At 73.7% G+C, this 19,208-nt stretch carries 22 protein-coding genes; 20 read left to right on the top strand and 2 right to left on the bottom strand.

The genetic code is table 11. From position 1 onward, the window contains the following. The first annotated feature begins 60 nt into the window (after nucleotides 1–60). The 11 genes from IE99_RS0101075 (at nucleotide 61) to aroQ (ending at nucleotide 9,751) form a co-directional block, all read left to right on the top strand. Nucleotides 61–990, top strand: a complete 930-nt coding sequence (locus IE99_RS0101075; RefSeq protein ID WP_030144959.1) for an ABC transporter ATP-binding protein — start codon at nucleotides 61–63, stop codon at nucleotides 988–990. After that, nucleotides 987–1,787, top strand: coding sequence for an ABC transporter permease (locus IE99_RS32310; protein ID WP_037558431.1), 801 nt, complete (start codon nucleotides 987–989; stop codon nucleotides 1,785–1,787). The genes IE99_RS0101075 and IE99_RS32310 overlap by 4 nt, the downstream gene beginning before the upstream one ends. A gap of 38 nt (nucleotides 1,788–1,825) precedes the next feature. Then, nucleotides 1,826–3,049, top strand: a complete 1,224-nt coding sequence (locus tag IE99_RS28715; protein ID WP_051711752.1) for a sensor histidine kinase — start codon at nucleotides 1,826–1,828, stop codon at nucleotides 3,047–3,049. After that, entirely contained in the window at nucleotides 3,046–3,651 is a 606-nt protein-coding gene (locus IE99_RS0101060; RefSeq protein WP_030144956.1) for a response regulator transcription factor, read from the top strand. The genes IE99_RS28715 and IE99_RS0101060 overlap by 4 nt, the downstream gene beginning before the upstream one ends. Nucleotides 3,652–3,747: 96 nt before the next feature. After that, complete coding sequence (locus tag IE99_RS0101055; RefSeq protein ID WP_084219226.1) at nucleotides 3,748–4,911, top strand: pyridoxal phosphate-dependent aminotransferase; 1,164 nt, start codon at nucleotides 3,748–3,750, stop codon at nucleotides 4,909–4,911. Between the two features lie 69 nt (nucleotides 4,912–4,980). After that, nucleotides 4,981–5,676: an SseB family protein gene (locus IE99_RS0101050; protein WP_030144954.1), complete on the top strand. Its 696-nt coding sequence runs from the start codon at nucleotides 4,981–4,983 to the stop codon at nucleotides 5,674–5,676. Between the two features lie 41 nt (nucleotides 5,677–5,717). After that, nucleotides 5,718–6,467, top strand: a complete 750-nt coding sequence (locus IE99_RS0101045; RefSeq protein ID WP_030144953.1) for a phytanoyl-CoA dioxygenase family protein — start codon at nucleotides 5,718–5,720, stop codon at nucleotides 6,465–6,467. 61 nt (nucleotides 6,468–6,528) lie between these two features. Further along, the gene (gene aroC, locus IE99_RS0101040; RefSeq protein WP_030144952.1) at nucleotides 6,529–7,707 is read left to right on the top strand and encodes a chorismate synthase; all 1,179 of its coding nucleotides are present in this window, start codon (nucleotides 6,529–6,531) and stop codon (nucleotides 7,705–7,707) included. 21 nt (nucleotides 7,708–7,728) lie between these two features. Further along, the gene (locus tag IE99_RS0101035) at nucleotides 7,729–8,232 is read left to right on the top strand and encodes a shikimate kinase (protein ID WP_030144951.1); all 504 of its coding nucleotides are present in this window, start codon (nucleotides 7,729–7,731) and stop codon (nucleotides 8,230–8,232) included. After that, on the top strand, nucleotides 8,229–9,305 hold the full coding sequence (gene aroB / locus IE99_RS0101030) for a 3-dehydroquinate synthase (RefSeq protein ID WP_030144950.1): 1,077 nt from the start codon (nucleotides 8,229–8,231) through the stop codon (nucleotides 9,303–9,305). Before IE99_RS0101035 ends, aroB begins: the two co-directional genes overlap by 4 nt. Next, nucleotides 9,302–9,751, top strand: coding sequence for a type II 3-dehydroquinate dehydratase (gene aroQ / locus IE99_RS0101025; RefSeq protein ID WP_030144949.1), 450 nt, complete (start codon nucleotides 9,302–9,304; stop codon nucleotides 9,749–9,751). The genes aroB and aroQ overlap by 4 nt, the downstream gene beginning before the upstream one ends. On the opposite strand, the gene IE99_RS0101020 is transcribed toward aroQ, so the two are convergent. Next, on the bottom strand, nucleotides 9,748–10,323 hold the full coding sequence (locus IE99_RS0101020) for a TetR/AcrR family transcriptional regulator (protein ID WP_084219197.1): 576 nt from the start codon (nucleotides 10,321–10,323) through the stop codon (nucleotides 9,748–9,750). The two genes, aroQ and IE99_RS0101020, sit on opposite strands and share 4 nt — an antisense overlap. A 100-nt stretch (nucleotides 10,324–10,423) precedes the next feature. Here IE99_RS0101020 and IE99_RS0101015 point away from each other — a divergent pair, with 100 nt between their 5' ends. From IE99_RS0101015 to IE99_RS0101005, 3 genes are all read left to right on the top strand, one after another. Then, nucleotides 10,424–10,879 (top strand): PaaI family thioesterase, encoded by a 456-nt coding sequence (locus IE99_RS0101015; protein WP_030144947.1) that lies wholly within the window; start codon nucleotides 10,424–10,426, stop codon nucleotides 10,877–10,879. A gap of 34 nt (nucleotides 10,880–10,913) precedes the next feature. Continuing rightward, nucleotides 10,914–11,579: an enoyl-CoA hydratase/isomerase family protein gene (locus IE99_RS0101010; RefSeq protein ID WP_030144946.1), complete on the top strand. Its 666-nt coding sequence runs from the start codon at nucleotides 10,914–10,916 to the stop codon at nucleotides 11,577–11,579. A gap of 81 nt (nucleotides 11,580–11,660) precedes the next feature. Further along, entirely contained in the window at nucleotides 11,661–12,707 is a 1,047-nt protein-coding gene (locus IE99_RS0101005; protein ID WP_030144945.1) for an LLM class F420-dependent oxidoreductase, read from the top strand. Between the two features lie 67 nt (nucleotides 12,708–12,774). Here IE99_RS0101005 and IE99_RS0101000 read toward each other — a convergent pair whose 3' ends face one another. Continuing rightward, nucleotides 12,775–14,307 carry a flavin monoamine oxidase family protein gene (locus tag IE99_RS0101000; protein WP_211258694.1) on the bottom strand — a complete coding sequence of 511 codons (1,533 nt, stop codon included), beginning with the start codon at nucleotides 14,305–14,307 and terminating at the stop codon, nucleotides 12,775–12,777. 140 nt (nucleotides 14,308–14,447) lie between these two features. On the opposite strand from IE99_RS0101000, the gene IE99_RS0100995 reads away from it, so the two are divergent. From IE99_RS0100995 to IE99_RS0100970, 6 genes are all read left to right on the top strand, one after another. Then, the gene (locus IE99_RS0100995) at nucleotides 14,448–15,524 is read left to right on the top strand and encodes a M24 family metallopeptidase (RefSeq protein WP_030144943.1); all 1,077 of its coding nucleotides are present in this window, start codon (nucleotides 14,448–14,450) and stop codon (nucleotides 15,522–15,524) included. A 30-nt stretch (nucleotides 15,525–15,554) separates the two neighbouring features. Next, nucleotides 15,555–16,112, top strand: a complete 558-nt coding sequence (gene efp / locus IE99_RS0100990; protein WP_030144942.1) for an elongation factor P — start codon at nucleotides 15,555–15,557, stop codon at nucleotides 16,110–16,112. Continuing rightward, complete coding sequence (nusB, locus tag IE99_RS0100985) at nucleotides 16,112–16,528, top strand: transcription antitermination factor NusB (protein ID WP_030144941.1); 417 nt, start codon at nucleotides 16,112–16,114, stop codon at nucleotides 16,526–16,528. Before efp ends, nusB begins: the two co-directional genes overlap by 1 nt. 40 nt (nucleotides 16,529–16,568) lie before the next feature. After that, entirely contained in the window at nucleotides 16,569–17,354 is a 786-nt protein-coding gene (locus IE99_RS0100980) for a methyltransferase domain-containing protein (protein ID WP_084219195.1), read from the top strand. A 10-nt stretch (nucleotides 17,355–17,364) separates the two neighbouring features. Beyond that, the gene (locus IE99_RS0100975; protein ID WP_030144939.1) at nucleotides 17,365–18,660 is read left to right on the top strand and encodes a DNA polymerase IV; all 1,296 of its coding nucleotides are present in this window, start codon (nucleotides 17,365–17,367) and stop codon (nucleotides 18,658–18,660) included. Nucleotides 18,661–18,807: 147 nt separating this feature from the next. Then, complete coding sequence (locus IE99_RS0100970; RefSeq protein WP_084219194.1) at nucleotides 18,808–19,200, top strand: DUF3040 domain-containing protein; 393 nt, start codon at nucleotides 18,808–18,810, stop codon at nucleotides 19,198–19,200. Nucleotides 19,201–19,208: the final 8 nt, after the last annotated feature.

Raw genomic sequence — 19,208 nt, 5'->3', positions numbered from 1 at the left:
GCCCAGTCCGGTGACACGCGCCCCTACCGGCGGGCACGGCCGTCCCGCGAGGCTGGGGGCATGAACAGCGAACCCGTGATCCATGTCGAGGGGCTCCGCCGGCGGTACGGGGACTTCGAGGCCGTCGCCGGCGTCTCGTTCGAGGTGGGCGCCGGAGAGCTCTTCGCCCTCCTCGGCACGAACGGCGCGGGCAAGACGACCACGCTGGAGACGCTGGAGGGCTACCGGCCCGCCCATGGTGGAACGGTCCGCGTGCTCGGCCACGACCCGCACGCCGACCGCCGCGCCGTCCGCCCCCGCATCGGGATCATGCTGCAGGACGGCGGGTTCTTCGGCGACCTCACCGTCGCGGAGACCGTCGCGCACTGGCGCGGCTTCACGCCCCGCCCGCGCCCCGCGGACGAGGTCATCGGGCTCGCCGGGCTGGAGGACAGGACGGCCGTGCGGGTGCGGCAGCTGTCCGGCGGCCAGAAACGCCGCCTCGACCTCGCGCTCGCCCTGCTCGGCCACCCCGAGGTCCTCTTCCTGGACGAGCCGACCACCGGCATGGACCCCGCCGCCCGGCACGCGACCTGGCGGATCGTCCGGGACCTCGTCGACGGCGGCACGACCGTCGTGCTGACGACCCACTACCTCGAGGAGGCCGAGCACCTCGCCGACCGGCTCGCCCTCATGCACCGGGGCAGGATCGGGACGTCCGGGACGGTCGCCGAGGTCGTCGCCGGGCACGGCGACCGCATCGCGTTCCGGCTGCCCGAGGGCCTGCCGGTCGCCGAGCTGCCCGCGCCGCGCGGCGCCGTCCCGGACCTCGCCGTCACCGGCGGGCGCACCGTCGTCACCTACACGGTCGGCGGCGGCGGGCTCCAGCCCGTCCTGTACGAGCTGCTGCGCTGGGCCGACGAGCACCGCGTCGCACTCGACGGGCTGAACGCCCGCAACGCCTCCCTCGAGGACGTCTTCCTCTCCACCGCCGAAGGAGCCGCCGCGTGAACGCCGCCCTCTCCCGCCGCGCTGCCCCGGTCCTCGCCGTCGTGCGCCTCGACGTCCGCCTGCTGTGGCGCAACCGGACCGCCCTGTTCACCGCCGCCGGCCTGCCGCTGATGTTCGCGGCGCTGCTGCTGCCCGCGCGCGGTGAGGAGATCGACGGCCGGAGCGCCGCGCTCGTCCAGGGCACCGGGCACCTCGGCTTCTTCCTCATCTTCGCGGTCTTCATGAACCTGGTCTCGGTGTTCACCGCCCGCCGCGAGGAGCGCACGCTCAAGCGGATGCGGGGCACCGCCCTGTCGGACGCCGAACTGCTCGGCGGCAGCGTCCTGACCGCCGTCGGCATGTACGCGGCGCAGGTCCTCGGGCTGCTCGTCCTGCTGGGCGCGGCGCTGGACGGCCGGTTCCCGGCCGACCCCCTGCTGCTGACCGCCGGGCTGGCGGGCGGCGCCGCCGTGTTCGCGCTGCTCGCGTTCGCCCTGTCGGGCGTGACGCCGAACGCCGAGATGGCGGGGCTGACGACGCTGCCGGTCATGTTCGCCTGCATGGCGGGCTCCGGGGTGATGTTCCCCCTCGACGAGCTGCCGGACGGACTCCGGGAGGCGGCGCGGTGGCTGCCGCTCAGCCCGGTCGTGGAGATCACCCGCACCGCGTACTTCGGCGAGGACGCCGACGGCGCCGCCGTCGGTCTCCTCGACGGCTGGTCCCACAGCCTGTACGCGTTCGCCGTCCTCGCCGCCTGGATCGTCGTCGGCCGGTACCTCGCGGGGCGGCTGTTCCGCTGGGAACCGCGGCGTGGCTGACCGGGTCGCTAGAGTGCCGTCTGGGGGAGGAACGTCACATGTCTGTCGCGACCACCGCGGACCTGGAGAAGCAGGACAGGCGGCGGCTGGAGCGGTACCGCAAGGTCACGCACCGCTCGTTCCTGTTCGCCGCCTTCGGCTTCCTCGGGCCCGGCGCCATGGCCGTGTGGACGCCCTACGGCGACGGCGAGATCGGGCTCCCGCTCGCCCTCGCGGGCACCGCCGGGCTCGGCGCCCTGCTCTGGTGCTACCTCCGGCTCGTCCGGACGGGGCTGGCGGGCGGCGCGTCCCGCCGCGACATCGCCGGCAGCGCCGCCGTCGCCGCGGTCCTCGCCCTGTTCGTCCTCGTCGACCCGCTGATGAGCGTCGTCCCCGTGTTCTGGGTGTCGGCGGTGGTGCTGTCCCCGCTGAGCCGGCGCGCCATCGCCGCCCTCTGCCTCGCCACCGGGACGGTCTGCGGCGCGGTCGCCACGGTCGCGGCGCTGCGCCACGAGGACGCCCCCGACATGCCCTGGTACGGCATCCTGACGATCCTCACCGCGATCTACACGGCGACGTGCGCGTTCACCGCGTACATCAACGTCACCCAGCGCCGCATGTGGGACCTGCACCAGGAGGCGTACGCCGCGCGCGACGCGCTCGCCCGCCTCGCCGTCACCGAGGAGCGGCTCCGGTTCTCCCGCGACCTGCACGACCTCCTCGGCCACAGCCTCTCGCTCATCGCCGTCAAGAGCGAGCTCGCGCTGCGGATGGCCGAGAGCGAACCCGTCCGCGCGGCCGCCGAGATGGCCGACGTCCGCAGCGCGGCGCGCGGCGCGCTCCGCGAGGTCCGCGCCGCCGTGCACGGGTACCGGGCCGTCGAGCTGGACGCCGAGCTCGCCGGGGTCCGCGCCGTCCTGGAGGCCGCTGGGGTGCGCTGCGACATCGAGGTGCCGCCGGACGGGCTGCCGCCGGACGTCCGGGCCGTCCTCGCCTGGGTGATCCGGGAGGGCGCCACGAACGTCCTCAAGCACAGCGACGCCCGCCGCTGCGGCATCGCCGTCACCGGGCACGGCGGGTCGGTCGTCCTGGAGATGAGCAACGACGGGGTGCGCGGCGACGGGCCCGGCGACGGCTCGGGCCTGACCGGCCTGCGCGAGCGGGTCGCCGTCGTCGGCGGCGAGCTCACCGCGGGCCGCCACGGCCGCGACGGATTCCTGCTGCGCGCCGTCGTGCCCTGCCGCATCGACAGCGGTGCGGTCACCGCCGGGAGCCCCGCGTGATCCGCGTCCTGCTCGCGGACGACGAGCACCTCATCCGCGGCGCCGTCGCCGCGCTCCTCGGCCTGGAGGCCGACCTCGAGGTCGCCGCCGAGGTCGGCCGCGGCGACGAGGTCGCCGCGGCCGTCGCCGCGTACGATCCGGACGTCGCCGTCCTCGACATCGACATGCCCGGCGCCGACGGCCTCACCGTCGCCGAGGAGCTCGCCGCGGCCGGCGCCCGCTGCTCGATCTGCATCCTGACGAGCTTCGGCCGCCCCGGCTACCTGCGCCGCGCGATGGCGGCGGGCGTCCGCGGCTTCGTCGCCAAGGACGCCCCCACCGAGGAGCTGGCCGCCGCCATCCGCAAGGTCCACGCGGGCGGCCGCTACCTGGACGCCGAGCTCGCCGCGAGCGCCATGGCCGCCGGCGACAATCCCCTCACGGCCCGCGAGCGCGAGATCCTCCGCCTCATCGGCGCCGGCACCGAGACCGCCCGGATCGCCGAGCTGCTCCACCTGTCCGAGGGCACCGTCCGCAACTACCTTTCGACCGCGATGTCGAAGCTCGGCGAGTCGTCCCGCTTCGCCGCCGTCCGCGCCGCCCAGGAGATGGGCTGGATCTGACCACAACGCGCTGCGTCTCGGCTGCTGTGATGCGTATCGGCCGCTGTGAGCAGCATGCTCCCCACGCACGTGGGGATGGGCCCCTAGGCTGTGGCCGTGACTGAGCCACTGGTCGAGCGCATGCGCGAATTCGGCGAAACCGTCTTCGCGGAGATGTCGGCTCTCGCCGTCCGGACCGGTGCGATCAATCTGGGGCAGGGCTTTCCGGACAGCGACGGTCCCACACGGATGCTGGAGACCGCTGTGGACACCATCCGGGCGGGGGAGTGCCAGTATCCGCCCGGACCCGGCATTCCCGAGCTCAGGGCGGCCGTGGCGGCGCAGCGGCTGGGGCGGTACGGGCTGGAGTACGACCCGGCGACCGAGGTGTTCGTCACGGTCGGCGCGACGGAGGGCGTCGCCGCGTCCGTGCTCGCGCTCGCCGGGCCGGGCGACGAGGTCATCGTGTTCGAGCCGTACTACGACTCGTACGCCGCGACGATCGCCCTCGCCGGGGCGGAGCGGCGGGCGGTGACGCTGCGTCCGGTCGAGGGCCGGTTCACGTTCGACCCGGACGAGCTGCGCGCCGCGGTCACGTCCCGCACGCGCCTCATCCTGGTGAACTCGCCGCACAACCCGGCCGGAACGGTGTTCACCCGCAGCGAGCTGGAAGAGATCGCGGCGGTCTGCCGCGAGCACGACCTGACGGCCGTGACCGACGAGGTGTACGAGTACCTCACCTTCGACGGCACCGAGCACATCCCGCTCGCCACCCTCGACCGGATGCGCGAGCGGACCGTGACGGTGTCGTCGGCGGGCAAGACCTTCTCCGTCACCGGATGGAAGACCGGCTGGGTCACGGCCCCCGCCCCGTACATCAGGGCCGTCCAGACCGTGAAGCAGTTCCTCACCTTCGCGACCAGCGCCCCCTACCAGCGGGCCGTCGCCTACGCCCTCGGCAACGAGATCCCGTGGGTGGAGGAGCTCCGCGCATCGCTCCAGGCGAAGCGCGACCGGCTGATAACCGGCCTGGAGTCCGCCGGGTTCACGACGTACCGGCCGCAGGGCACCTACTTCGTGCAGGCCGACATCCGCCCCCTCGGATTCACGGGCGGGATGGAGCTCGCGCGCGCCCTGCCCGGCAAGGCGGGCGTCGTCGCGATCCCCACGCAGGTGTTCTACGACCACCCCGAAGCGGGCGCGCACTTCCTCCGGTTCGCCTTCTGCAAGAAGGACGAGGTCATCGACGAGGCCGTGGCAAGGCTCTCCCGGCTCCGCTGACACCGACCGCGACGGAGGGTATCCGGATGAGTGCCCACGGTGGTCGTCAAAGGCTATAACCTTCCCACCGTGTCCGGTCTGACCATTCCCGAGCCTCAGTTCCCCGACGACGACGGCGGCGCCGACCCCGGGCTGTGCGAGGCGCTCGCCGGGTACGCGGCGGGGCGCACCGCGGAGCACGACGTGCTGCGGCGGCTGCGGGGCGCGCGGCTCCTCGTGCCGGTCGTGGCGATCCTCACCGAGGAGGAGGACGTCGCGCCGGGCGAGCTGCGCCGCGAGAAGTCGAGCGACATGGCGGTGCCCACCCTGATCGGCGCGGACGGCCGGCGCGGCGTGCTCGGCTTCACCTGCATGGAGACCATGAAGGCGTGGCGGGAGGACGCCCGGCCGGTCGCGGTGACCGCCGGGCAGGCGTGCCGGGCGGCGCTCGACGAGGGCGCGGACGCCCTGGTCGTCGACGTCGCCGGCCCGGTCTCGTTCGCCGTGGACGGGCCGCGCCTGGACCTGCTGGCCGAGGGCCGCCCGATCCCGGCGCCGCACGAGGACCCGGGCGTCCTCGCCGCCGTCGAGGCCGCGCTCGGCTCCGACCGGTCCGTCACCGGCGTCCGCGTCACGCAGGGCAGCGCCGCCGAACTCGCCGTCCGGTTCAGCGTCGCGCCGGGCCACGACGAGCGCGACACCGTCCAGCGGGTGTCCGGCCGCCTCGCCGAGGCGCTGCGCGGCCGTGTCGTCGGCGGCGTAGAGCTGAGCATCGTCCGCCGGTAAATTCGCTCGCGCCCGGCGGGGCCGCCCGCCATGCTGGCCGCATGCTCGATTCCGACGCTTTCATCCGTGACGGTTTCATCCGGCTGGAAGGGGCGTTCCCCCGCGATCTCGCCGCCGAGTGCCGGGCGATCCTGTGGCGCGACACCGGCTGCGACCCCGCGGATCCGGCGACGTGGACCAAGCCGGTGATCCGCCTCGCCCACTACGTCCAGGAGCCGTTCCAGGCCGCCGCGAACACGCCGGAGTTGCACGGTGCGTTCGACGAGCTCGTGGGCGAGGGCGCGTGGGCGCCGTGCCGGGCCATGGGGACGTTCCCGGTGCGGTTCCCGAGCGACGAGCCGCCCGGCGACGACGGATGGCACATCGATACGAGCTTCCCCGGCGACGACCCCGCCGACTTCATGACGTACCGGGCGAACCTGGCGTCGAAGGGCCGGGCGCTGCTGATGCTGTTCCTGTTCTCGGACGTCGGGGACGACGACGGGCCGACCCGCATCCGCGTCGGCTCGCACCTGGACGTCCCGCCGATCCTGGCACCGGCGGGTGAGGCCGGGCTCGCCTTCATGGAGCTGGCGGAGCGGGCCGTTCCGGCGACGGAGCACCGCCCGGTCGCGCACGCCACCGGCCGCGCCGGGGACGTGTACCTGTGCCACCCGTTCCTGGTGCACGCGGCGCAGGAGCACCACGGGACGGAGCCCCGGTTCCTGGCGCAGCCGCCCCTGATCCCGTCCGGCCCGCTGCCGGAGGCGTCCCCCGTCCGGGCCGCCATCGACCGGGGCCTGCGCGGCTGATCCGCTCTCAGATGGTGGACGGGTACCCGAGGACCCGCGCGGAGTCAATAGGATCGGGTGCATGCTGCGCTGGTTGACCGCGGGGGAGTCCCATGGCCCGGCCCTCACCGCGATCGTTGAGGGTGTTCCGGCCGGCGTGCGCGTGACCTCGGCCGACATCGCCGAGGAGCTGCGCCGCCGGCGGCTCGGGCATGGGCGGGGCGCCCGTATGAAGTTCGAGCTGGACGAGGTGACGATCCTCGGCGGGGTCCGGCACGGGCTGACGCTCGGCGGCCCCGTCGCGATCCAGGTCGGGAACACCGAGTGGCCCAAGTGGGAGACGGTCATGTCGGCCGACCCCGTGGACGCCGACGTCCTCGCCGCGCAGGCGCGGAACGCGCCGCTGTCGCAGCCGCGGCCGGGCCACGCCGACCTGGTCGGCATGCAGAAGTACGGGTTCGACGACGCCCGCCCGATCCTGGAGCGCGCCAGCGCGCGGGAGACCGCCGCGCGGGTCGCGCTCGGCACGGTCGCGAAGGCGTTCCTCAAGCAGGCCCTCGGTGTGGACGTGCTCAGCCACGTCATCGCGCTCGGCGAGGTGGACGCCCCCGAGGGTGTCCTGCCCGGCCCCGGCGATCTCGCGGCCGTCGACGAGAGCCCCGTGCGGTGCTTCGACGCCGCCGCGTCCGACGCGATGGTGAAGCACGTCGACGAGCTCAAGAAGGCGGGCGACACCATCGGCGGGGTCGTCGAGGTGGTCGCCTACGGCCTGCCGCCGGGCCTCGGCAGCCATGTCCACTGGGACCGGCGCCTCGACGCGCGGCTCGCGGGCATCCTCATGGGCATCCAGGCCATCAAGGGCGTCGAGGTCGGCGACGGGTTCACCACCGCGCGGCGCCCCGGGTCCCGCGCGCACGACGAGATCGACGGCACCCCCGAGGGCGTCCGCCGCCGGACGAACCGCGCCGGCGGCGTCGAGGGCGGCATGACCACCGGCGAGCCGCTGCGGGTGCGGGCGGCGATGAAACCGATCTCGACGGTCCCGCGGCGGCTCGACACCATCGACGTGCGGACGGGCGAGCCCGCCAAGGCCATCAACCAGCGCAGCGACGTCACCGCCGTGCCCGCCGCGGGCGTGGTCGCCGAGGCGATGGTCGCCCTCGTCCTCGCCGACGCGGCGGTGGAGAAGTTCGGCGGCGACTCCGTGGCGGAGACCGCCCGCAACGCGCGCGGCTACCTCGACGCCCTGACGATCAAGTGATCCCCTGAAACGAGCGGACCCATGACGCGACCGAAGGCAGTCCTCATCGGGGCGCCGGGCTCCGGCAAGACGACGATCGGCGCCGCGCTCGCGCGGCGGCTCGGGGTGGCGCTGCGCGACACCGACGCCGACATCGAGGCCGCGGCGGGCAAGCCGATCTCCGACATCTTCATCGACGACGGCGAGGAGCGCTTCCGCGAACTCGAACGCGAGGCCGTCGCGGCGGCCCTCGCCGGGCACGACGGCGTCCTCGCGCTCGGCGGCGGCGCCGTCCTCGCGCCCGCCACGCAGGACCTGCTCGCCGGGCACACGGTCGTCTACCTGAAGGTCGGGCTGTCCGAGGCGATCAAGCGGGTGGGGCTCGCGTCGGCGCGGCCGCTGCTCGTGCTGAACCCGCGCAGCCAGATGCGCCGGCTGCTGGAGGAGCGGCTGCCGATCTACGAGCGGGTCGGGACGCTGCACGTCGACACCGACGGCCGCGAGCCCGCCGAGATCGTCGACGAGATCGTCAAGGAGCTGCCGTGACCGAGTCGCGCGTTCGCGTCGGGGGCGCCGACCCCTACGACGTCGTCATCGGGACGGGGATCCTCGCGGATCTCCCGCCGCTGGTCGGCGACCGCGCCGGCACGGTCGCGGTCGTCCACGCCGAGGGCCTGCCCGAGATCGCCCGGCCGGTGTGCGGGGCGCTGGAGAAGGCCGGCCACCGGGTGCTGGCGCTGCCCGTCCCGGACGGGGAGGCCGCCAAGGAGGTGGGCGTCCTCGCCGGGCTGTGGTCGGCGTTCGCGCAGGCCGGCATGACGCGCTCGGACGTCGTCGTGGGCGTCGGCGGCGGCGCCACCACCGACCTCGCCGGGTTCGCGGCCGCGTCGTGGCTGCGGGGCGTGCGGTGCGTGCTCGTCCCGACGACGCTGCTCGGGATGGTGGACGCGGCGGTCGGCGGCAAGACCGGCATCAACGTCCCGGAGGGCAAGAACCTCGTCGGGGCGTTCCACCCGCCCGCCGGGGTGCTGTGCGACCTCGCGACGCTCGTCACGATGCCGCGCGAGGACTACGTCAGCGGCCTCGCCGAGATCATCAAGGCCGGGTTCATCGCCGACCCGGTGATCCTCGAGCTGGTGGAGGACGACCCGGAGGGCGCCGCGTCCCCGGCCGGCCCCCACACCAGGGAGCTCGTCGAGCGGGCGATCCGCGTCAAGGCGGGCGTGGTGACCGCCGACCTGAAGGAGAGCGGGCTCCGGGAGATCCTCAACTACGGCCACACGCTCGCGCACGCGATCGAGAAGGCCGAGGACTACCGGTTCCGGCACGGCCACGCCGTGGCGATCGGCATGGTGTACGCGGCGGAGCTGGCGCGGCTGGCCGGGCGGCTCGGCGCCGACGCGGTCGCCCGGCACCGCAAGATCCTCGCGTCCGTGGGGCTGCCGACCGGGTACCGGGCCGACGCCTGGCCCGAGCTGCGGGCCACGATGACGATCGACAAGAAGTCCCGCGGCGCCACGCTGCGCTTCGTCGTCCTGGACGGGCTGGCCGCGCCCGGCCGCCTCGAGGGGCCGGACGAGGAACTGCTGGCCGCCGCCTACCGGGAGGTGGGCCGGTGAGCTCGCGCGTCCTCGTCCTGAACGGCCCGAACCTGCGCCGGCTCGGCACGCGCGAGCCCGACGTGTACGGGTCCGCCACCTTCGACGACCTCGCGGCGCTGTGCCGGGACGCCGGGCGCCGCCTCGACCTGCACGTCGAGGTCCGGCAGACCGACGACGAGGCCGAGATGATCCGCTGGGTGCACGAGGCGGCCGACGCGCGGCTGCCGATCGTGCTGAACCCGGCGGCGTTCACGCACTACTCGTACGCGCTGCGGGACGCCCTCGCGCAGCGCACCGCGCCGCTGGTCGAGGTGCACATCTCGAACCCGGCGGCGCGGGAGGAGTTCCGGCACACGTCCGTGGTCGCGGGCGTCGCCACCGGCACGATCGCCGGGTTCGGCGTGATGTCGTACGTCCTGGCCCTGCAGGCGGTCGCCGAACTCCTCGCGGAGGAGCGGGTCTAACCGTCGGTCACGGCGGCGCGGGCGAGGTCCTTCAGCTCGGCGACGACGTCGTCGAGCGGGGCGACGTCGCGGTGCGCGCGGCACAGCACGGTCGCGCCCTCGACGGCCGCGACGATGAGCCGCGCCAGGCGGGACGCCCGGCCGGCCGGGACGCCCGCGTTCTCCAGCCCGGTCGCGAGGGTGTCCTGCCAGCGGCCGAACGCGGCGGCGGCGGCCGCGGCGAGCTGCGGCGCGTCGTCGTTGGCCTCGATGGTGACGGCGACGACCGGGCAGCCCGCCCGGAACCCGCTCTTGATCAGGACGGTGCGCCACCAGCCGACGAACGCGTCCACGGCGGACGCCGCGTCGCCGCTCTCGGTGGCGGCGAGGATCCCGGCGTTGAGGAACTCGCCCGCGTACCGGACGGCCTCCTCGGCGAGCTGGGTCTTGCCCTCGGGGAAGTGGTGGTAGATCGATCCGCGCGGGGCGCCGCTGTGCGCGATGACGTCCCGGAAGGCCGTGCCGCTGTACCCGCGTTCGCGGAACAGGTAGGCGGCGCTGCGCACCATGCGTTCGCGGCTGTCGGTCCCCATGCCCCGATTATGACATTCATCATAAGCATCGCGCCTTGACCATGACGGATGTCATAGCCGAACGTGGTTATGACGGACGTCATACATGGGAGGGCGGGGCATGGGCGAGGGCGCGACGACCGCCGGGCTCGAGCAGCTCAAGCAGCTGATCAACCTGGGCGTGGAGAAGGGCATCGGAGTCGGCGGGCTCCTCGGCATGACCGCCGAGGTGCTGGAGCCCGGCCGCGTGGTGTTCGGGCTGGTCCCGCGCGCGGACTTCAGCAACCCGCTCGGGACGGTGCACGGCGGCATCCTGTCCACGCTGCTCGACTCGTCGATGGGCTGCGCGGTGCACACCTCGCTCCCCGAGGGAGCGGCGTACACGACGCTGGAGCTCAAGGTGAACTTCGTGCGCGGCGTCCCGCTCGACGGGGGCCGGCTGCTGTGCGAGGGGACGATCGTCCACCTCGGGCGCAGGGTCGCGACGGCGGAGGGCCGCATCACGAACGAGGACGGCAGGCTCGTCGCGCACGGCACGACGACGTGTCTCGTGCTGCCCGCCCCTACCGGCGAGTAAGGTCGCCCGCAGGCACCGCACGAAGGAGACCCTTGTGATCGACCTCCAGCGCGACGGAGACGTGTTCGTCCTCCGCTTCGACCACGGAGAGAACCGTTTCGGCCCCGACTTCCTCGACGCGCTCGACGGCGCACTGGACGAGGTGGAGAAGAACGAGGGCCCCGGCGCCCTGGTGACCACCGGCACCGGCAAGTTCTACTCCAACGGCCTCGACCTCGACTGGCTGTCGGCGAACTCCGACAGGTTCGAGGAGTACCTGGCCCGGGTGAACGGGACGTTCGCGCGGTTCCTGGAGCTGCCGGTCCCGACGGTCGCGGCGCTCAACGGGCACGCGTTCGCGGGCGGCGGGATGCTCGCGCTCGCGCACGACTTCGCCGTCATGCGCACCGACCGGGGCTACTTCTGCCTCCCCGAGGTCGACCTCGGGATGCGCTTCACCCCCGGGATGACCGCCCTGATCACGGGCAGGCTCACCAAGCCGGTGGCGCACGAGGCCATGATCACCGGACGCCGGTACACCGCCGAGGAGGCGAAGGCGGCCGGGATCGTCCAGCACACGGCGGCCGAGGCGGACGTGCTGCCGCGGGCCGTCGAGCTGGCCGCCGGGATGGCCCCCAAGAACGGCCGCGCGCTCGGCGTGATCCGTTCCGACATGTACAGGCACGTGCTGGCTGCGCTTCGCGGCCCCGCGCTGCCCTGACGCTGGGCGGCGGCGGAGCCGTCCGCTAGGTTGGCGTCGCAGCGCGAATCAGAATCCGATTCGGTCTTAGAAAGGATGCCGATGCGCATCGGGATGGCTCTCAGCTACTCGGGCGGTTTCAAGGAGACCGTCGCCGAGCTGGCCGACTACGAGAAGGCCGGCCTCGACATCGTCTACGTCGCCGAGGCATACAGCTTCGACGGGGTGAGCCAGATGGGCTACATCGCCGCGAAGACGGAGCGCCTGGAGATCGCCTCCGGCATCCTCAACATCTACTCCCGGACGCCCGCCGCGCTCGCGCAGACCGCCGCCGGGCTCGACTACGTCTCCGACGGCCGGTTCACCCTCGGCATCGGGGCGTCCGGCCCGCAGGTCATCGAGGGCTTCCACGGGGTGCCCTACAGCGCGCCGCTCGGCCGCACCCGCGAGGTCATCGAGATCTGCCGCCAGGTGTGGCGCCGCGAGAAGCTCCAGTACGACGGCAAGTACTACAAGGTGCCGCTGCCCGAGGGGCAGGGCACCGGCCTCGGCAAGGCCCTGAAGATCATCAACCACCCGGTGCGCGCCGACATCCCGATCCTGGTCGCCGCGATCGGCCCGAAGAACGTCGAGCTCACCGCCGAGCTCGCCAACGGCTGGGAGCCGATCTTCTACATGCCGGAGAAGGCCGCCGACGTGTGGGGCCCGTCCCTCGCGGCCGGCAAGGCCAAGCGCGACCCGGGCCTCGGCGAGCTGGACGTGGTCGGCCAGGCGCCGCTCGCGATCGGCGACGACGTCCAGGGCTTCCTGGAGTTCGGCCGCCCGATGGCCGCGCTCTACATCGGCGGCATGGGCGCCAAGGGCAAGAACTTCTACAACGACCTGGCCCGCCGCTACGGTTTCGAGCGGGAGGCCGAGGAGATCCAGGACCTCTACCTCGACGGCAAGAAGGACGAGGCCGCGGCGAAGGTCCCGCAGGAGCTCCTGGAGAAGATGTCGCTCATCGGCTCCGAGGGCCACGTCCGCGAGCGCCTGGCCGCGATGAAGGAGTCCGGCGTCACGACCCTCAACGTCGCCCCGATCGCCGGCGACCACAAGGGCCGCCTCGCCCTGATCGAGAAGGTCAAGCAGATGGCCGCCGACCTCTGACCCGTCGACCCGCCGCGTGTGGCGCCCCGGGCGGCGCCGATGGGCGCCACACGCCGCGAGCCGATGGTCACAGGGCCGCGTGGACCTCCCTGGCGACGCGTTCGCCGGAGCGCACGGCGCCGTCCATGTAGCCCGTCCAGTAGTCGGACGTCTCGGTGCCCGCCCAGTGGATCGGCCCGCACGGCTGCCGCAGCGCGGAGCCGTAGTCGAGCAGGACGCCCGGGGGAGCGATGCCCACCGGGCCGCCGCCGCTCCACGTCTCGTTGTCCCAGCGCATCATCGCGGTCCGGACGGGGTTCGCCGCCTTCGCGCCGAACAGCTTCACGAACGAGTCGAGGCCGGCGGCGCGGACCTGGTCCTCCGGCGCCCCGTCCAGCCGCCGGATGTTGGTCTGGTTGATGAAGCCCATCAGGATGCCGCGCGACCCGTCCGAGGGACTGTTGTCGAACGTCGCGTCGATCGCGCCGCTGTCGGCGACGGACTGGCCGGTGAGGCCGTCGGCCCGCCAGAACGGCGTGTCGTAGACGGCGACGAACTTGGCGATCGACCCCATCGGGTAGCGCTGCATCAGCTGCGCGCGGCCCGCCGGCAGGCCCTGCGCGTAGTCGATCCTCCCGGCGATCGCGGGGGACATCGCGACCACCGCCCGCCTGGCCGTCACCGTGATCCCGTCGGCCGTGACCGTGACCCCGGACCCGGACGCGTCGATCGCCCGGACGGGCGCGTTGTAGCGGATGCGGTCGCCGAGGCGCTGCGCGAGCCGGATCGGCACCTGCTCGGACCCGCCCTCGAACCGGGTCTCCTGCGCGCCGTTCCTGGTGTTGATGAGCCGGTCGACGTTGCCGGGGCTGGACGCGTTGCCCGCCGCGGCGATGTAGTGCAGGACGTACAGCAGCGAGATGTCGCGCGACCGCACCGACAGCGTCGAGCTGATGAAGGCGTCCATCAGGAAGCGCGCGCCGGAGCTCAGGGAGTTGGACCGCGACCAGGTGTGGAACGTCTGGCTGTCCCACTCCTCGGCCTTCGCGGCCTTCCACGGCTCGCCTACGGGCACCTGCCCGGCCATGGTGCCCAGCGAGGTCAGCGCGAGCTGGAGGTCGATGACGCCCCAGTCCGGCGGGACGGAACCGAGCAGCCCGTCCGTGGCGTACAGGGAGCGCTTGCCGTTGCGGTAGTAGACGTTCTTGCCCGTGTTGTAGGTCGGGAAGGTCTGCACGCCCATCTCGGCGGTGAGGGCGGCGATGCGGTCCTGGGTCGGGCCGATGAACTCGGCGCCGCCCTCGCTGGTGGTCCCGTCGCCGAGCGGCAGGCCGTGGACGCGGCCGCCGGGGCGCTCCCGCGCCTCCAGGACGATCACGGAGCGGCCGGCCGCGACCAGGTCGCGGGCGGCGGTCAGCCCGGACAGCCCGGCGCCCACGATGACGACGTCGGCGGAGGCGGTCGCGGCGGCGGGCGCGGACGGGGCGGCGGGCGCCGCGGCGGGGGTCGTGCGGGCGGACGCGGCGGAGGCGGGGACGGCGGACGCAGCGGCGCCCGCGGCGCCCGCGGCGGCGGCGATGGCGCCTTTACCGAGCAGTCTGCGGCGGGTGACTCCGGTCAAGGGGAATCCCTCCAGGGCGCGGGATGAATGATCATTCGCGCTGCACGGTAGGCCGTACCCCGGGGTAAGTCGAGAGTTCCTCATGTTCTGAGACCGCTCCGAGACGAGGCCCGCCCGGCCCGTGGCCTAGAGTCCGTTTCATGGGGGAGACGCACATCGCGCGGCGCCGCAGGCTCGCCGCGGACCTTGCCGCCCGGGACATCGCCGCACTGCTCGTCACGCGGCTGGTGAACGTCCGGTACCTGACCGGCCTCGACAGCTCGCGGGCGGCACTGCTCGTCCCGGCCGACGGGCCCGCCGTCCTCGCCACCGACGGCCGCTACGCGGGCATGGCCGCGGCGGTCTGCCCGGAACTGCCCGTCCTCGTGGACCGGCGCCACCTGAAGGCCCTGGGAGAGCACGCCGCCGGGCAGGGCCTCGGCCGGCTCGGCTTCGAGCCGCACGGCCTCACCGTCGAGGAGCACGCCGCCCTCGCCGAGCACGTGAGCGGCGAGCTCGTCCCGGCCGGGCACCCCGTCGAGGAGCTGCGCCGGACCAAGGACGAGGACGAGATCGCCCTGCTCCGCGAGGCGTGCGCGATCACCGACCGCGCGTTCGACGCCGTCCTGCCCACCCTGCGCCCCGGTCTCACCGAGCGGGCCGTCGCGATCGCGCTGGAGCGGGCCATGGTCGACCTCGGCGCCGAGGCGCCCGCGTTCGACTCGATCGTCGCGTCCGGCCCGAACGGCGCCGTCCCGCACCACCACCCGGGCGACCGGGAGATCCGGACCGGCGACCTCGTCACCATGGACTTCGGCGCCCGGTACGGCGGCTACCACGCCGACATGACCCGCACCGTGGCGATCGGCGCGCCCTCCGGCTGGCAGCGGGACGTGTACGAGCTGGTCAGGGCGGCCCAGCAGGCCGCGATCGACGCCGCCGTCCCGGGCGCGGGGACCGGGTCCGTCGACGCCGCCGCCCGGGACCTCATCGCGGCGGCGGGGTACGGCGACGCGTTCACCCACGGACTCGGGCACGGCGTGGGCCTGGAGATCCACGAGGCACCGCTCATGGGGTACGAGGAGACCGGTAAGCTGATGGATCGGGTTCCGATCACCGCGGAGCCGGGGGTCTACCTCACGGGCCGCGGCGGGGTGCGCATCGAGGACACGCTCGTCGTCCGCGCGGACGGCCCGGAGCTCCTCACCATGACGACCAAGGACCTGCTCGCCCTCTGAGCGCTGGTCCGCGACCGGGAGAACATCGCTGTGGCGACGACGAACGACCTGAAGAACGGCATGACGCTGAACATCGACGGCCAGCTGTGGACCGTCCAGGAGTTCCAGCACGTCAAGCCCGGCAAGGGCGGCGCGTTCGTCCGCACCAAGCTCAAGAACGTCATGTCCGGCAAGGTGGTCGACAAGACCTTCAACGCCGGCACCAAGGTCGACGTGGCCAGCGTGGACAAGCGCGAGATGCAGTATCTCTACCGCGAGGGCGAGGACTTCGTCTTCATGGACACCGAGACCTACGACCAGCCGCACATCCCGGCGGCCGTCGTCGGCGACGCCGCGAACTACCTGCTCCCCGAGCAGAACGCCGTGATCGCGTTCAACGACGACAACCCGCTGTACGTCGAGCTGCCCGCCGCGGTCGTGCTGGAGATCACCGAGACCGAGCCGGGCCTCCAGGGCGACCGCTCCACCGGCGGCAGCAAGCCCGCCACGCTCGAGACCGGCGCGCAGATCCAGGTGCCGCTGTTCATCACCACGGGCGAGAAGGTCAAGGTCGACACCCGCTCCGGCGAGTACCTCGGCCGCGGCTGATGTCCGCTCGCACCAAGGCCCGCAAGCTCGCGCTCGACATCCTCTTCGCGGCCGAGCTGCGCGAGGAGCTCCCCACCGCGGTCCTCGCCGCGCGGGGCCGCCCGAACCAGGGCGAGCTCGCGGAGTACCCGCACGCGGTGCGGCTGATCGAGGGCGTCCAGGAGCACCGGGAGCGGATCGACGAGCTGATCGCGACCTACGCGACAGGGTGGACGCTGGAGCGGATGCCGGTCGTCGACCGCAACATCCTGCGGATGGGCGCCTACGAGCTGCTGTGGGTCGACGACGTCCCCGACGGCGTCGCGGTCAGCGAGGCGGTCGGGCTCGCCACCGAGCTGTCGACGGACGAGTCCCCGCGGTTCGTCAACGGGCTGCTCTCCCGCCTGCAGCAGCTGAAGCCCTCCCTGTCGTTGTAGTGGCCCGTTCCGCCGCGGCGCCCGGCTAGTGTGGGGAGCGATGAGCGAGGTCGAAGGAGTGGCGGTGGAAGGCCGGCAGCTTAAGCGGGTGCGCGGAAGCACCCGGGTGCGCAGCGCGGTCCTGTGGGAGGTGCTGCGCGGCGTCCTCGTCCGCATCGCGCCCGGCGGCGGCCCGTCCGCCGTCGTGGACGTGGGCGGCGGCACCGGCGGGTTCGCGGTGCCGCTCGCGGAGCTCGGCCACCGGGTCACCGTGGTGGACGCGAGCCCCGACGCGCTGGCCGCGCTGGAGCGCCGCGCCGCCGAGGCCGGGGTGCGGGTGCGGGCCGTCCAGGGCGACGCCGCCGACCTGCCCGACCTGCTCGGGCCCGGCGCCGCCGACCTCGTGCTGTGCCACAGCGTCCTGGAGTACGTGGACGATCCGGCCGCGGCGATGGCCGCGCTCGCCCAGGCCGTCCGGCCCGGCGGGGCGGTCAGCCTGCTCACCTCGGGGAAGATCGCGGCGGTGCTGCACCGCGCGATCGCCGGGCACTTCGACGACGCGGCCCGGCTGCTCGCCGACCCGGCCGGACGGTGGGGCGAGGGCGACCGGATGCCCCGCCGGTTCACCCGCGAGAGCCTGTCGGAGCTGGCCGCGGGGGCCGGCCTGCGGGTCGCCGAGCTGCACGGGGTCCGGATCTTCGCTGATCTGGTCCCGGGCGGGACGCTCGACGCGGACGCCGCCTCCGCGGACGCGCTGATCGCGCTGGAGTCCGCCGCGGCGGGCCATCCCGTCCTGCGCGACCTCGCGACCCAGCTCCACCTGGTGGCCGACAAGCCGGGCCCCTGAGCCGGCGACGATGAGCCGCAAGCAGCAGCTGCACCGGCCGGGCCCGCAGCCCGGCCCGCCCGCCGATGACACCGGCTGCCCCATCCTGCACGTCGACATGGACGCCTTCTTCGTCAGCGTCGAGCTGCTCGACCGCCCGGAGCTGCGCGGGCGGCCCGTGATCGTCGGCCATGACGGGCCCCGGGGCGTGGTGTCGGCGGCGTCCTACGAGGCGCGGACGTTCGGGGTGCACTCGGCGATGCCGATCACCCGCGCCCGGCGGCTCTGCCCGCAGGCGGTGATCCTGCCGGTGCGCGGGGAGCGGTACGCGCGGGTGTCCGCGGGCGTGTTCGCGATCTTCCGCTCGATCACCCCGCTGGTCGAGGGCCTGTCCCTGGACGAGGCGTTCCTGGACGTGGCGGGCGCCGGGCGGCGGCTCGGCCGGCCCGCCGAGATCGCCGCGCTGATCCGGGAGCAGGTCCGGGCCCAGCAGGGCATCACCTGCTCGGTCGGCGTCGCGAACACCAAGTTCATCGCGAAGATGGCCTCGACCCGCTGCAAGCCCGACGGGCTCCTCGTCGTCCCGCCGGACGGCGTCGCCGGGTTCCTGCACCCGCTGCCCGTCGCGTCCCTGTGGGGCGTGGGGGAGCGGACGGAGGAGGCGCTGGCGCGGCTGGGCCTCCGGACGGTCGGGCAGCTCGCCCAGGTGCCGCTGAGCACGCTCCAGCGGGAGCTGGGCGGCGCCCTCGGGGCGCATCTGCACGCGCTGGCGCACGGCCGGGACCCGCGCGAGGTCGTCCCGCACACGCCCGACAAGAGCATCGGCGCCGAGGAGACCTTCGGCACCGACGTCGACGACCCGGAGGTCATCCGCCGGGAGCTGCTGCGGCTGGCGGAGAAGGTCGGCGCGCGGCTGCGGGCGGCCGGGCACGAGGGCCGCACGGTCAGCGTGAAGCTGCGGATGGCGAGCTTCAAGACGATCACCCGGTCCCGGACGCTCCGGGAGCCGACCGATCTCGCCCGTGTGATCTATGTCACAGCGTGCGAGCTGTACGAGGGGGCGGGCCTCGAACGGGTACGACTCCGGCTGGTCGGAGTCCGGGTGGAGAATCTGGTCCCGGCCGGCGAGGCGCCCCGGCAGCTCGCCTTCGACGAGCCGGAGACCGGCTGGCGCGAGGCGGAGCGGGCGATCGACCGGGTCACGCACCGGTTCGGGCGCGGCGCCGTGCGGCCCGCGGCGCTGGTGCGGCGCCCGGACGAGGGGACGCCCGGCGGGCCCGCCGGGCGCGGCGGTGAGGGTAGTGATGGGGAGGACGGGAGACGATGAGAGGGGCAGGTGTGACAACCGGCATGCGAGCCGCGGTCGGCCGTTCGCTTTCGTACGCTTGTCAGGGCTCGTATTCTGGGCATATCACCGTTGAGGTTCCCGTCCTGCACCGGATACCCCGTCGCGGGGCTGTCGTTGGGAGGCGCCGTGCCGCTCTCTGAGCACGAGCAGCGCATGCTCGAGCAGATCGAGCAGGCGTTGTACGCCGAAGATCCGAAGTTCGCGCACGCGGTCCGCTCGACCAACCCCCAGATCCATTACAAGCGCCGGGTCGTCAAGGCCGCCTTCGGATTCGTGCTGGGCGTCGGGGTGCTGATGACCGGCCTCGTGCTGAACGCCGGCACCGTCACGATCGCGGTCAGCGTGACCGGGTTCCTGCTGATGGTCGCGTCGTGCGTCTGGGCGCTCACGAGCTGGAAGCGCATGGCCGGCATCGGGAACGAGCCCGCCGCGCCGCGCGCCGGCCGCCCGCCCCGCCAGAAGGCGGGGTTCATGGAGCGCATGGAAGAGCGCTGGCGCCGCCGCAGCGAAGAGGGCTGACCCCCCGG

This window comes from Spirillospora albida, from assembly GCF_000718255.1.
Classification (GTDB): Bacteria; Actinomycetota; Actinomycetes; order Streptosporangiales; family Streptosporangiaceae; genus Spirillospora; species Spirillospora albida.
Note: the sequence above shows the minus strand (reverse complement) of the source record. Positions and strands in the feature narration are given on the sequence as shown.

Coding starts and splice junctions, on each gene's coding strand:
- IE99_RS0100980 (WP_084219195.1), top strand. CDS start 16,569: ATGAGCGAGGTCGAAGGAGTGGCGGTGGAAGGCCGGCAGCTTAAGCGG.
- nusB (WP_030144941.1), top strand. CDS start 16,112: ATGTCCGCTCGCACCAAGGCCCGCAAGCTCGCGCTCGACATCCTCTTC.
- IE99_RS28715 (WP_051711752.1), top strand. CDS start 1,826: ATGTCTGTCGCGACCACCGCGGACCTGGAGAAGCAGGACAGGCGGCGG.
- aroC (WP_030144952.1), top strand. CDS start 6,529: ATGCTGCGCTGGTTGACCGCGGGGGAGTCCCATGGCCCGGCCCTCACC.
- IE99_RS0101045 (WP_030144953.1), top strand. CDS start 5,718: ATGCTCGATTCCGACGCTTTCATCCGTGACGGTTTCATCCGGCTGGAA.
- IE99_RS0101015 (WP_030144947.1), top strand. CDS start 10,424: ATGGGCGAGGGCGCGACGACCGCCGGGCTCGAGCAGCTCAAGCAGCTG.
- IE99_RS0101035 (WP_030144951.1), top strand. CDS start 7,729: ATGACGCGACCGAAGGCAGTCCTCATCGGGGCGCCGGGCTCCGGCAAG.
- IE99_RS0100975 (WP_030144939.1), top strand. CDS start 17,365: ATGAGCCGCAAGCAGCAGCTGCACCGGCCGGGCCCGCAGCCCGGCCCG.
- IE99_RS0101075 (WP_030144959.1), top strand. CDS start 61: ATGAACAGCGAACCCGTGATCCATGTCGAGGGGCTCCGCCGGCGGTAC.
- IE99_RS0101005 (WP_030144945.1), top strand. CDS start 11,661: ATGCGCATCGGGATGGCTCTCAGCTACTCGGGCGGTTTCAAGGAGACC.
- IE99_RS0100995 (WP_030144943.1), top strand. CDS start 14,448: ATGGGGGAGACGCACATCGCGCGGCGCCGCAGGCTCGCCGCGGACCTT.
- IE99_RS0101020 (WP_084219197.1), bottom strand. CDS start 10,323: ATGGGGACCGACAGCCGCGAACGCATGGTGCGCAGCGCCGCCTACCTG.